This is a genomic window from Blautia sp. 210820-DFI.6.14 (assembly GCF_020558815.1).
GTDB lineage: Bacteria > Bacillota > Clostridia > Lachnospirales > Lachnospiraceae > Blautia_A > Blautia_A obeum.
In genome coordinates this window covers 74,046-87,964 of sequence record NZ_JAJCKS010000015.1, presented here as the reverse complement: position 1 = coordinate 87,964, position 13,919 = coordinate 74,046, and the positions used below count along the sequence as shown (strand labels likewise).

Below are 13,919 nucleotides of genomic sequence, written 5' to 3'. Positions count from 1 at the left end.
GAATTTTCGAGAATCGTATGTGTTTCACTGTTTAGTTATCAAGGTTCTTTGTTTGCCGTCTTGCGACAGCTCATTTAGTTTATCACAGTCATTTCCGTTTGTCAAGAACTTTTTTAAGTTTTTTTCAAAACTTTTTAATGGCTTTTGTGATTCGTCGCTTATCAGCAACTCGTTTACTTTATCACATTCATTTCTGAATGTCAAGTACTTTTTTGAAGTTTTTTATTTTTTCAAAATTCAAAACTTCAAACGGAGAAGGAGGGATTTGAACCCTCGCGCCGGTTGCCCGACCTATACCCTTAGCAGGGGCACCTCTTCGGCCTCTTGAGTACTTCTCCTGACTCCGAATTCATAATACCTTATGCAATTTGAAGTGCATTTCTTTCCGAAACGCATGGTTAATTATACATAACTGATTTTACATTGTCAACACTTTTTTTGCATTTATTTTAATATTTTTTTATACAGTCTTTACCTGCCTGCCGGAAGCAGTATTTTAAGTTCAAACCAGTTGTTTTCCTGCGCTGCAACAACAGAACCATGGTACTTTTCTACTGTACTCTTTATACTCTTCATACCATATCCATGAAGTCGTCTGTCCTTCTTCATTGTCACCGGCATACCATTCTTGAAGTGTATCTTCTCATCACAGTAATTTTCTGTACGGATGCGGACAAACTGTTTTTCTCTGGTTACATAAAGCCAGATCAGGCGTTTCTGTTTCTCCTGCTGTTTTTCCGCACTCTCAATTGCATTATCCAGCATATTACCAAATAATGCACTTACATCCATATCATCCATAAAAGACAGTGCTTCCCCGTCTACAATAAATTTCAGTTCAATTTCCTTATTCTGGCATATCATTGCTTTATTTGTCAGCACAGCATCCAGAATCTGATTTCCCGTCTTATTCTGTGTCTCGTATACCCGGATCTCCCGTTCCATCTTTTCCAGATAGCTTGTAGACTTTCCGGTATAAGACTGCGTTTTGAGAATATTGATCTGATGCTTCAGATCATGATATTTTTGATTCACCATATCAATATTTTCTTTGGATAGCTGATAGTTTTTATATTGCATCTCCATAATATTATGCAAAGCATCTTTTTCAAACCGGATCTGAACTTCTTTTACCTGAATATGATATGCATACAGCACTGCAATACCACTCAGATCTACAAGTGTACGGATAATAAAAATATCCATAACAAAGCTTCCACTGAACAATCCATTCTGATCAAGATAGCTTAAGTTACTCATGGCAAATACTGATGCAGCAATGATAATGACCACCAGCAGTTCTCTTCTTGTAATATGTAGTTCTTCAAGATCTTTTTTGAGATTCAGCTCAATCAATGTCAATATGGCAAAAATCACTGCATACACCAGGACCAGTTCCACCCATCTCCAGTGTTCTCCATCCATTCCACGCACATACCGCAGATAATAATAGATCTGCCAGCACATAGACGCAGCAAACTCTCCGTTAATAAAAGCCTTTACACAATAAAATCCAGCCTCTCTGAGCGAAAAATCATTACATATATAAATATATCCAAAAAGTAGTCCTACGATCACCATCATTGATGGAATAAACAGTTCCTGTCTCACGCCATCTGTTTCTGTCATAAAAAATAAAAGGAGGGCAAACTGAACACAGCTTACTGCTGCCAGCTTCCATCTCCCAAGTTTTCTTTCATTCGTACATGCAATCACAAATACGGATAAAGCATAAGCTATGGCATAGTAATACCCTGGTGTATTTAGCACCTCTGCTGTGTTCATTTGCCCACCTCATTCAAATATTCATTTAATGCGTCCAGGAATGGTTTTCGTCTGCTCCTGCTTACCTGAATCGTATCTCCATTGACGCTGACGTCACTTCCCATATAATTATCCACATACTCCAGATTTACCAGATAGCATCTGTTACATCTGAAAAAGCTTTTTGCATCCAGCTGACTTTCCGCATCCCGGATCGTTCCTTTGGTCGCAAAGCTCCCTTCTGTTGTATGATAAAGCAGAAGGTGGTCCTGCACCTCTACATAACAGATCTGTGTAATATCCAGTTTCTTTTTGCCGCCTTTCAGCGCAATGGTGATAAATTCTTTTTCCTGTACGTTTACTCTGTGAAGCGCTCTTCCCATACTCTCCGAAAAAGAGAAATACGAAATAGGCTTCAGCATGTAATCCAGAGCATTTACTTTATAGCCCTGAATTGCATACTGAGGCATATTAGTTATAAATATGATAATAACATCCTTATCCAGTTCGCGGATTTTTTCTGCTGCTTTCATTCCATTCAGGAACGCCATCTCAATATCCATGAGGATCAGGTCATAATCCGCAGAATAATCTGTCACTATATCTTCTCCGTCCCGAAATTCTGTAACCTGAAATTTCAGTCCGTTTTCTTTTTCGTATCGACTCAGGTGAGTTCGTAACGCTTCCAGGTCATTCGCATCATCTTCCACTGTTGCAATACGAAGCATGTTCATCCCCCGTGCCTTTTCTACATAATAATACTTGTAGTATAACAAGAAAAAGCACAGGAAACAATGTATTTTTTATTTCAGAGTAAATGAAATAAAATCAAAGTTTCCCTTTCCTTCGAAGACGAAGAACAAAGCTTCTTTATTTCCCGAAACATGAATATCAGAGGAAAATTCCCTGAGTTCTTTACTCGGGCTGATGGAAATCTCAGCTATAGCTTCTCCGTTTTCACTGGTACGGACATACAGTGTACCTTCCGCATGTCCCTTTATAGTCACACTGATCTCTTTTGTTTCACTGAGATCAAAATATTTAAATCCGGCAAGCGCACCATCACACATATTTGCAATGTACTGATCCGGTCCGGATTCTCTGTCTTTTCCATCCTGGGTCAGGTAAGGACATCCTTTTTTTGGATGCTTGATCATACTCAGGAAACGAGTACCTTTTTTTCCATAAAGATTGCATGCAATGTATGACGGATAGCTTCCTTTTCCTTCCAACGGACCTCCATTTAATCCACAGGAGGTCATTTCTGCCTGATAAAATTTGCCATCTTCAAAGCGGATTTCTTCTGCCATAGCCTGACGTGAAGACTGTTTACGGTTGCTGTGTCTGTGATAAAAAACAAAATATTTTCCATTTAATTCAATGATACTGCCATGTGTATTTCCGGTATTGCATCTCGCATGCTTCACATCCGGTACACCTTCAAAACCTACATCACCGTTACTTACCAGAATACCGCCATACTGAAATCCTTTAACCGGGCTGTCACTTGTCGCATAGCAGAGTTCATGGCTGTTCATTGTGCTGTAAATGAAATAGTATGTACCATTAAATTTACGCATGGAGCTTGCTTCAAGGAAAGAATGTCCCTCATAAGGAGTACCGATGGATTCCTTTTCGCCAGCAACTCCAATATAGGACGGTCCATTCAGTACCGTCAGCATATCAGAAGGATCAAGTTCAAAACACATCGGGCCATGTTCTGTCGGTTTCGATCCATCCAGAAGGATCGGGTTTCCTGCCAGTGCAAAACCTGTATACAGATACAGTTTTCCATCATCATCCATAAAGATACCCGGATCAAACTGGAACGGCTCATTTTTTTTGCCAATTGCAATACCGTCACTGTATTTTACATACCCGTAAAATTCATATTTTCCTGCCGGTTCATCACATACAGCTACGGAGATCATCTTTGTACCACCCATGAAATAGTACAAATAAAATCTTCCATCCGGTCCCTGCACCATATCCGGTGCTGCAAGGCCATTTGTCAGACGGATTCTCGGTGCTGCCGGATCCTGTTCTCTCTTATAAATGCAGCCCTCATAACGCCAGTTACCAAGATCATCCACCGGTGCCGACCAGCAGACATAATCGCCCAGGCAGAAATTCAGTCCGTTGAATATGTCATGAGAACCGTAAACATACACACGGTCTCCTACAACATGTGGTTCTGCATCCGGAACATATTCCCAGCTTGGCATGTATGGATTCACAGCCTGTTTTGTTTTCATGTTTTCCCTCCAGATTTCATATTATCAATTTCACAATCCTGATTTTACAGTTCAAAATTTATAGTCTCACTTTTATCGTATCTGCATTGTATCATGATTTTCCGTATCAGATTTCTTTTGAACGTGGTTGGTTTATTTTTCTGCGTGAGCAGTAACTTTCCCGATCCTGCCGGCATACACTGACCAGAAATAATTTCGCTTATAACTGTCTACAGACATCTGCGGAACAAGGATTTCTGCACCTGTACCATCCAGAAGATGCTGACCCACAATACATTTCGAAGGATCTTTCTGTTCAAGCACAATTTGCTTAAGACCTGCGCAATTCGAAAAAGCATAGTCTTCAATCTGTGTCACATTCTCCGGGATCACGATCGTTTCTTCACCCTGATATGTCTCACTGTCCTTTGCAGTCCATATTCTGGTTTCTGCAGATACATCTCCCCACGTTCTGTGAGGTTTCTCCGGGAGTTCCACAGTTACAGCTCTGTCATCCCCCAGCATCGCTTTCATATCGCGGATCAGCTGCACGGTATTTACCTCTTTTCCTGGCTGATTCAGATGAAAATTGGTGTCAAAAAACCACTCCGCTTCCATCAGACTGTTTTCCGGATTTCCTATAACAGGAAAATCCAGTTTCTGACGCAAAAATACATCATATGCTGCCAGGTCATCCATATCTTCCACAGACAGTTTATTTACCGGACAGTACCGATACCAGACCACAGCCCCTTTTTTTTCAAGTCTTTTGGCCCAGTCATTCATATAGTCCATAAATTCCGGCTGAACTACATCTTCTGTAAATCTTACTTTCTGGTTCACATCATAACCATTCGGAAGGATGTTTTCCCGACATGTATCCAGTTCGATATCTCCGTATGTATTAAAGGATTTCTTCTGATAAATGCTGTCCGTCTGAGGCTTCTGTCCTTTCATTACATAATTCAGCTTTTCCAGTGCAAACCGTGGAAAATTTCCCAGCATCGCGTCAAAGTTTTCACTTTTCAGATCACGAAGCATTCCAAAGGCTCCATCAGCAGCCTGCCACATGTATTCTCCGTTAAAATAATCGGAAAATGTCTGCTCACCCTGCTCCGGGGAAAGGATTACGATATCTCCTTCATGAATATAATTTTCGGAAAGATCCATAACTGCCTTGGTTCCAAGACCTGCATACATACCGAAATTAACTATTTCATATGAAGGAAAAAAATCATCCATCAGGGCACTGTCACAGTCAAAAGCCACTCCGCTTCCTCCGACAAGCACAATTCGCTTTCCCGAAGTTTCCTTCAGCCTCTCATATTTACTTTTCAGTTCTCCCATAAATGTATCCCCGAACTGTACAGGCAGTCCAAAACCGCAGATCAGAAAAAATACCTGTTCAGCCAGAATCACTGCCAGTGCAGTTGCAACAATACGTCTTACTGTTCTTTTATCCATATTTAAAACCTGAAATAAATAAATGCATTTTCACCGCCTGATGCCATCTTGCCAAGCCATGAAAATTCAATCACAGTCACCATAACAACAAAAATCACTGCTGCCATACAAAAGCCTTTCTGAGTCTGGCAGTTCTTATCGATTTCCTCAGGAAGTCGTTCCAGAATCAGCCAGCTAATTCCTGTCGTAAGAAGTCGCAGAATCGCAAATCCCCGAATTCCCAGGAAACTCATAGTCTCAGCTATTCCACTGCCCAGAGGATTCACAAACGGCTGTTGCAGAATCCGCCATGCGCCTATAAGTGAAGGAGCACGAAAGAACACCCACGCAATATTCACAAGAAGCAGCGTAAGAATCCAGCCAGCCACCGGATGAAGGATTCTCTTTTTATCTTTCCTAATCTGTGAAAGGCATATAGCGCCAACCATATAGATCCCATGGATCAGTCCCCATACAACAAAATTCCATGACGCTCCATGCCAGAATCCACTCAGCAGAAAAACGATCAGTACATTCCTGCATCGCTTTGCAAACCCTCTGCGGTTTCCTCCAAGTGGAATATATACATAATCTGTAAACCAGCATGTCAGGCTGATATGCCATCTTTTCCAGAAATCCTGTATGCTTACCGCGCGATAAGGATGCCTGAAATTTTCCATAAGCCGTATTCCCATCATACGTGCCGCACCTCTTGCAATATCTGTATATCCCGAAAAATCACAATAAATCTGAACCGCAAAAAACGCCGTTCCCAGAACCGCTCCAATCCCTCCGGCATCCTGCGGTGCAGCATATACTTTATCAACATATACCGCCAGATAATCTGCCACGACAACTTTTTTGTAAAATCCCCGGAGCATCAGCCAGAAACCATTCAGCAGATTTTCCCCTCTCATTGTATGCTTTTCCTTCAGCTGTCCAAGAAGATTACCTGCTCTCTCGATCGGACCTGCAACCAGCTGTGGAAAGAACGAGACAAACAGAGCATAGCTTAAAGGACTTTTTTCCGCTGAAATTTCGCCACGATACACATCGATCACATATGCCATTGTCTGGAAGGTATAAAATGAGATTCCCACTGGCGGGACTGAATATTTCAGACCGATCAGAAATCCCAGACATACAGTCACTGCCAAAATCAGCCAGGCTCTTCTGTATCTGCCCTTCTCAACAGCAATTCCCGCCAGATACGTGATTGCCGTTGTAAGCAGAAGCAGTCCTCCTGCCCAGGAACTTTCTTTTATGTAAAAGAAATAGCTCACAGCCAGTAGAAAGAGTTCTCTGTATTTCCATGGAATCTTCCAGTACAAAAGCACTACCACCGGAAAGGAGAAAACAAATGTCAGTGATATAAAATTCATTTCTTTTCCTCCTTCGCAAACTGTTCTTTCAGATCCCTTATCACTTTTTCAGTCCGGATCTGTGCCCCTTCCGTAGACAAATGATTATCCGTTCCATACAGATAAATTCCTGTATACAAAGAATCCTCAAGTTCCGAAATGACAGGAACATTCAGCTGACTCTTAAAATATTCATGCAGCCGGATTCTTTCCTCCTGTGTGCTGTCTTCAGAAAGCGCATATTTATTCCTGGGTGAGTAAGTAAAATAAACTTTTATTCCCTGATCCAGAAATCTTTGAAATTCTGTATTTATGGAATCGATATAAGTATCCTTCGGATATGCATTTACTGTATAATTTACCGGAAGTCCGTAAATCGGTTTTTCACTTGTGGAATTCGGACGGTACACTACATAATCCCCGTATTCATTGTAGCTTGGCTCCTCCACTTCATTTCCATCCTCGTCATACTCTGATGCGCAGACATCATAATTTTTTCTTTCCATATCTGCTCTTGCATCCTGATATGCAGTAAAAGCAGTGAAAATCTGTTTATACTCTCTGAGGTCCAGCTGCGCAAACACATCATAATCAGACTCCATCATGGCAAAAGTTGCATAATCCAGTTCCTTCTGATAACAGAACTGCCGGTTTGCCGCATCAAATTCCGGAGAATCCAGAAGAACATCTCCTTCCTTCATACAGGAACGAATCAGTTCAAGCTGCGGAAGTGCCGGTGAATAGGCAAAAACTCCCATATTGACTACTTCATAATCAGGAAAAGCCTGGTCTATCATCTCACTGTCGTAACCAAATCTTGTCGAAGAGCCGGAAAACAGGACAATCTTCTTTTTATCCTTCATACTCAGCAGACGATCATATTTATCCTGGAATGTATCGAAATAATTTCCACTGTAGGCCGGAGCCTCGATTGCGTTGATATGCAGAGTATGCAGCATATCACAGTCCTGAAATGCATAGTCACTGATTTTTTCCAGATCATCATAAAGATACAACTGTTCCAGATGACTGTTTCTGAATGCCCACTTTTCAATTTCATAGATTCCCGGCGAAAGAATCACGGTTTTACAGTCTGTATCTGCAAAAGCATTCTCCCGGATTGTACGTACCGGCAATCCTCCAAGACTGGGTGGAATACAGATCTGCTGTGCCTTGCCGCTATATCCGGTTATGACTGCAAAGCCTGATACTTTTTTGTATATAAAATCTGCCTCGTCTGTCCACGGCGTCCACTGTGCATACAGCACAAGCCCTGCTTTCCACGCGATCCGGCTTCCAAGTCCCACAGCCTGGCCGCTTCCATCAGCCCTGGTATTCCATCCAAGCAGTGTGTAACCCTTTCTGAAAAAGAGATCCGTTCCTATTGAAGTATTGATTCTCTGGTGAGTACCTCGATAACAGATGCTCACTCTGTCTGAATCCCCTGAAGTGTTTTGTCCGCCATTGGCATCATACAAAATCTCATATTTTCCTTTTTCAGCCTGAATGCAGATACTCTCCGAATATTTTACTTCATGCAGAACAATCTCCACGGTTTTTCCATCATCATCTTTTATTATTTCTGTCTCGCCATGATAATCTGTGCCCAGAATCTGCCAGTTATTATCCAGCGTGACTGTAAAGCTCACATTGCTTCCGGATTTTATTGTTCTGACAGGATCCGTTACCTGATACCCATCCCCCTTTTCCATAACAATATGACAAAGCTGTTCTTTTTCGGGCTCTTTCTGCTTACATCCTATCAGACCTGTCACTATCAGAAGAAGGAATACCCAGAATACAGTTTTTAATTTTCTTTTACCCATAGTTCAGTCTCCTCCTTCCGTTTTATCTTATAAATACACAGCGGCCTTCCGGTAGACTTAAGGCACAGCTTTAATTGCTTGCTAACCTTAGTTATACCAGAAGACCGCCTGATTGTACCAGTCTTTTAAGACTCTTTATTTATTGTTTTTTCTTGCTGCAATTGCCTTCTGCTCTTCCGGCAGATCCTTCTCTATCGTAAAGAAGAAAATCAGAATTGCACAGATCACATAAGCAATTGTCTCTACCCAGATATATCCGACAGAGATTGCTGTCTGTGCCGCAGCTGTCTGTGCTGCAGTACCCAGTGCAATGTCTGCTGCCTGGTCATATCCACTGGCATTTAAGATTGCACTGAAAATAGAATTACATACCGGAGTCGCAGCAACCATGATGGAACTGTAAATAGACATTGTCAATCCATCTGTACGGATCCCGAATTTGTACTCAATATGATCAATAACATCCGCAAGCATGGCAAGGATCATGTAGCATGCCGGAGCAGATCCGAGACATTTCAGTGCCACACCGATTGCTACAGGAACAATCTGTCCGTTACCCATAATCGCGATCACACCACCGACAGCTCCCAGCAGCATACCAACCATACATACAATACGTTTTCCAAATTTATTACAGAGAGGTACGATTGCCACTGCTGCCACAGCCATCGGAACCGCACCCATGATACTTAAAAGTGACTGTGAAGCACCCCAGGCATCTGCTGTTCCAAAGAAAGTGTTGTCCATTACCCATTTACAGAAATACGTCATGGAACCGTTCTTCATAGCGCCGCTCCACTGGAAGCCCATGTAGAACAGCATAACGATCCACCACATTTTTTCACTGGTAACTGCGGAAAGCTGTTCTTTCAGAGAAGCAGTTTTGACTGTTTTCTCCTCTTCAGCTCCCTGTGACATCTGCTCTTCTGTTACACGCTCACGTGTAAATTTAAACTGTAAGAAAATGGTAAGTGCAGAAAAAATAGCAATGGCAGTCATCGCTACCAGCCACAGATGCTGATTTTCTTTCAGTGCGAAAGAAACCAGGATCGGGAATACCATGGAACCGGCACCCATAACAGCAAGTCCTGCCACATTTGTGAAGGAAGCCAGTGCACCTCTCTGTTTACTGTTTCTTGTAGATACAGGAATCAGTGTGGAGTTAGCTGTATTGTAGATCGGATAAGCCACGGCATAAAACAGGTTGTAGGCAATCGCGATCCACACCATTTTGGCAGTTCCCTCAAAAGGAACTACAAACATCAGTACAGAGGCAATGGACAGAGTCAGAGCAGACAGCAGGATCCACGGTCTTGCCTTTCCAGCCATTGTTCTCGTACGCTCAATAAGCTGACCTACGATCAGGTTTGCTGCTACGATCAGAATAGTCGAGAACAACTGTAAAGTTGTCAGAAATGTCAGGTTCAGTTTCAGGACATCTGTAAAATAATTCTGAAGGATACTGGTAAAAATACCGGAAGCCAGAAGTGCTCCGAACGGTCCGATAAAATATCCGATCAACATCTCCGGAAGTTTTACATCCTCTGATTTGATTCTGGAACCGGTCAGTGGACCGTTCCAGAAATCTTTATTTGTCTTGCTCATAAAATCAATCCTTTACTACTTTGAAGAAGGAGGAAATAATCGTGAAGATCAGAGCGACCGCACATACGATCATTCCAATGATCGCACCTTTTAAATCCGCCATATTCTGAGCGTTGTTCTCAAAAGTCATGATGGACCCGATTGCAGCGATTCTGCTTCCCACAAAAGCGATCAGCGCATATGCTGTCAGCACACCGCATGCTACCGGAATAATATCCAGAACCGGCTTTGCTCCCATTTTCACAGAAACTATGATCATAACGATTTCAAGAATCGCAGCAACAGCCAGGCAGGCAACGATTGTATTATCAGTACCAGTAGTTTTTACAAAATAGTTTGTTTTGCAGTTCATCATGTACAGAACCAGTCCTGCAACAGTTACTAGAACTGTGATTACACTTAAGACCAGTCCTGCGCCCATTTTTTTCTTTTCAGTCATAGTTATTCCTCCTTACTGCTCTTTCTTTTTCAGTCCAAGCAGGTACATTGCTGCACAGAGTACAGTCAGTACACCAAATCCGATACGAAGACCTGTGATCAGGTTATCATACCATGTATTCAGTTTCTCAATATGTGTAGAGGTTGACATACCATCCATTGCATTTGAGTTTGCAAGTGCATAATTCTGATACAGCATTGCCTGTTTCAGATCTGTCAGAAGTTCTTCACTCTGGCTTGCATTTTCTACACTCCAGTATGGCCATACTGCTTCTACTGCTGCCATGGTGTTGTCACCGGTGTTACATGTCATGGTTACACCATTATGTACTGCCATGTGAATCTTCGTATAAGCCGGATCCTGAATGAAGTCCTCAGACATCAGGCCCTTGAAGCCCCATTCTTTGTGAAGGATATTCAGAAGCAGTCCGGTATGTGCATTACTTGTCACACAGCCGACACGGTTGTATGTAGTCATTACAGCAAGCGCATTTGCATCTTCGATACAGGACTGTGTACCACGAAGTTCATTTTCACGTGCAGCCTGTTCTGTCATAAACTCGGCAATACCGGTACGGTTGATCTCCGTATCATTGAATGCCAGATGTTTCGGTGCAATCAGTACGCCATAGTCATGTCCGGCTTTGATGATTGCTGCACCCTGACCTGCTGTCAGAACTGCATCTTCTGAGAAGTATTCATGGTTACGTGCATTGTATGGTGTACGATGAAGGTTTGTTCCAACGCCCCACCAGATTGCTGTATTTGCCCACAGAGAATAGTTACCTACTGCTTTGCCCCATTCTGCTGCCAGCTGTTTGCTGAATGTCTGGCCAATAACAGTCTCATTTGCCATAACACCCATCTTGTAGTCACGGTTCGGATCATCTTTTGCGATCACACAAGGATCTCCTGTAGAAGCATCGGAGTTTGCATACTGGCCCAGCGGATAAGAGTTGAATCCGTTCGGTCCATCGTTCTGGATTACTTCCGGAGAAGTGATAGATTCGATAACCTTTGTGCTGGTTCCACCAAGTCCAGTACGGATCAGGCATTCTTCCAGAGTAAGCTGATCCATCAGTGTACTCCATCTTTCATCTGTGATATCTTCTACACCCTTCATATTTGCCAAGGTCATTCCATTATCTGCCCCGAAGGTTACAGAAGACGGATCTCCGTTTGCTTCGATATCACTGTAGTCATCAGCCATAGTGCTGATCATCTCATCTGTAGCTGTCAGGTCTTTGTATGTTTCCGGCCAAGTTCCTTCCCAGTCATTTCTGCTTAAGTAAGTAACGGTGTCTTCCATCCAGTTATTCAGATCTGCATCCTGGAGCTGATTTTCTACCGGTGTACCATTTAAAGTTACTGCAAAGGAAGAGGAATCGAAATCACCAAGTTCCCATGTCTGTACATTATCTTTATTTCCTTCAACATCCTGATCCTGTGCAGCAAGCACGTTATTTACTGCCTCATGTGCACCATTTCCAACAGTGAAGTAATAAGTTCCATTGTCCAGTATCCAGTTACCTGTTGTTCCTGCTTCATTCTCGCAGGAACTGTCCCAGCTTGCCATATCCTGTGCATCTGCTGTAATTGTAACAGTCTGGCTTTCGCCTGGCTCGATCATATCTGTTTTTTCATAGTCGAGAAGCTGTACTGCTGATTTTTCTACTTTATTTTCTACATCATAGTCTGTATAAGGAACAGAAGTATACAGCTGCACAACATCTTTACCAGCAACATCTCCTGTATTCTTAACATCTACTTCTGCTGTTACAGTTCTGTTAGCAAGGTCTACATCCACACTCTTGAGAGTCTGCTCGAAAGTTGTATAAGAAAGACCATATCCAAACGGATAAGATACTTCATCATCATAGTTCCATGCTTTGCCTGTAGAACTTCCTACAGTTGCGTCTGCATTTCCCTGTCCAAGTACCGTATCTGCATATCTTGTCTCGTAATATTTATATCCAGCATAAATATCCTCTGCTTCCACTTCTTCTGCATTGATATTTACAGACGGATCTGCATTTGTCCACTCATAGTTTCCAAAATTCTGTGCTGCCGGTGAGTTGGCATTTGTCACAGCATAAGTATCTGTCAGATGACCGGACGGATTTGCTTCTCCGGAAAGGATATCTGCCACACCATAGAAACCATAACCTCCTGGGAAACCAATTTCCATGATTGCATCTACACCATCGTTATTTTTGATCTCATCAATTTCCATTGCATTGGCATTATTCAGCATAACAATGACTTTACCACCGTTGTTCTCTTTTGCTTCAACAGCAGCGTTGATCAGGTCACGCTCATCATCACTTAAGCCAAGCGGGTCAGTCTGATTCAGATCCTGAGATGCATCTACGCCATCCACACCCGGAAGATAAGTTCCGTTCTCTGTAGAAGAACGTCCGATTGTTACAAGCATAACATTGTAGTCCTCCATGGAATCCTTCCACTTGTCATCTACACTGTCCATTTTTTCCTGAGAAGGCTCTTTGCTTGCAAATACACCATCTGTTGCCGGAGCTGTGATGTGGTAATATTCCATAATATTTCCCCACATATTAACTTCTGTCTTGAAATCTGCTTCCAGACTCTTGTAAAGCTTCTGAAGATTCTCATTGATCTTGAATCCCTTTGCATCCAACGCTTCAACAAAATCTACAGTATCTGCATCTGTTCCTTTATTCTCATTCAGGGAGCTTCCCATGTCTCCCCCCTGTACCGGATAGTAGCTGGAAAATCCAAGAAGGGACAGTTTCTGTGTCTCATCCTTTGATAATGGAAGTGCATTGTTCTCATTCTTTAAAAGAACCGTTCCTTCCTCACTCATACGCTCTCCGAGATCCTCGATGGAATCCAGAAGTTCTGTCGTGCTGGAATAATCAGATTTGTATGTGTACAGGTCCTCATCTGTACTGTCTGTTACCATCGCACTGCTCTTTGTGCCAAGAAATTTGTCGATATCTGTACGATAGCTGTCTACTACAGGTCCTGCCGCAACAGAAACGGTCAGAAGAGACGCTGTAAGAGTAGTCAGACCACGCCAGAGATTTCTTTTTCTGCTCATGATTATAGCTCCTTTCTTTCCCTAAATATGGTCAAGCCTCATCGCTCAAGTGCTTCCATACTTTCTATGAACATAAATTTAACATATTTTTAAAAACGCTCCCATTTTTTTCGCAGACTGCACTTTTTCAGCCGTAAATGGGAGCGTTTTTTTATTAAATTTTCACAAA

General features: G+C 42.3%; 9 protein-coding genes and 1 tRNA gene. All 10 read right to left on the bottom strand.

Going from position 1 to position 13,919, the window contains the following annotated elements; translation table 11 throughout:
• Positions 1 to 250: 250 nt before the first annotated feature.
• The 10 genes from LI112_RS11660 to LI112_RS11615 all read right to left on the bottom strand — a co-directional run bounded on the left by LI112_RS11660 (position 251) and on the right by LI112_RS11615 (position 13,750).
• Positions 251 to 338: transfer RNA gene (locus LI112_RS11660), tRNA-Ser, on the bottom strand.
• Between the two features lie 133 nt (positions 339 to 471).
• Positions 472 to 1,785, bottom strand: coding sequence for an ATP-binding protein (locus LI112_RS11655; RefSeq protein WP_022388924.1), 1,314 nt, complete (start codon positions 1,783 to 1,785; stop codon positions 472 to 474).
• Entirely contained in the window at positions 1,782 to 2,498 is a 717-nt protein-coding gene (locus LI112_RS11650) for a LytTR family DNA-binding domain-containing protein (RefSeq protein ID WP_005423966.1), read from the bottom strand. The genes LI112_RS11655 and LI112_RS11650 overlap by 4 nt, the downstream gene beginning before the upstream one ends.
• Before the next feature lie 69 nt (positions 2,499 to 2,567).
• Positions 2,568 to 4,019 (bottom strand): family 43 glycosylhydrolase, encoded by a 1,452-nt coding sequence (locus tag LI112_RS11645; RefSeq protein WP_005423963.1) that lies wholly within the window; start codon positions 4,017 to 4,019, stop codon positions 2,568 to 2,570.
• 132 nt (positions 4,020 to 4,151) lie between these two features.
• On the bottom strand, positions 4,152 to 5,462 hold the full coding sequence (locus tag LI112_RS11640) for a hypothetical protein (protein ID WP_005423960.1): 1,311 nt from the start codon (positions 5,460 to 5,462) through the stop codon (positions 4,152 to 4,154).
• Between the two features lie 2 nt (positions 5,463 to 5,464).
• Entirely contained in the window at positions 5,465 to 6,823 is a 1,359-nt protein-coding gene (locus tag LI112_RS11635; RefSeq protein ID WP_227190773.1) for an MBOAT family protein, read from the bottom strand.
• Complete coding sequence (locus LI112_RS11630; RefSeq protein WP_005423951.1) at positions 6,820 to 8,628, bottom strand: leucine-rich repeat protein; 1,809 nt, start codon at positions 8,626 to 8,628, stop codon at positions 6,820 to 6,822. The genes LI112_RS11635 and LI112_RS11630 overlap by 4 nt, the downstream gene beginning before the upstream one ends.
• A 135-nt stretch (positions 8,629 to 8,763) precedes the next feature.
• Entirely contained in the window at positions 8,764 to 10,233 is a 1,470-nt protein-coding gene (locus LI112_RS11625; RefSeq protein WP_005423949.1) for an MFS transporter, read from the bottom strand.
• Positions 10,234 to 10,237: 4 nt separating this feature from the next.
• Positions 10,238 to 10,672: a hypothetical protein gene (locus LI112_RS11620; protein WP_005423947.1), complete on the bottom strand. Its 435-nt coding sequence runs from the start codon at positions 10,670 to 10,672 to the stop codon at positions 10,238 to 10,240.
• A gap of 12 nt (positions 10,673 to 10,684) precedes the next feature.
• On the bottom strand, positions 10,685 to 13,750 hold the full coding sequence (locus LI112_RS11615) for a glycoside hydrolase family 3 C-terminal domain-containing protein (protein WP_227190772.1): 3,066 nt from the start codon (positions 13,748 to 13,750) through the stop codon (positions 10,685 to 10,687).
• Positions 13,751 to 13,919: the final 169 nt, after the last annotated feature.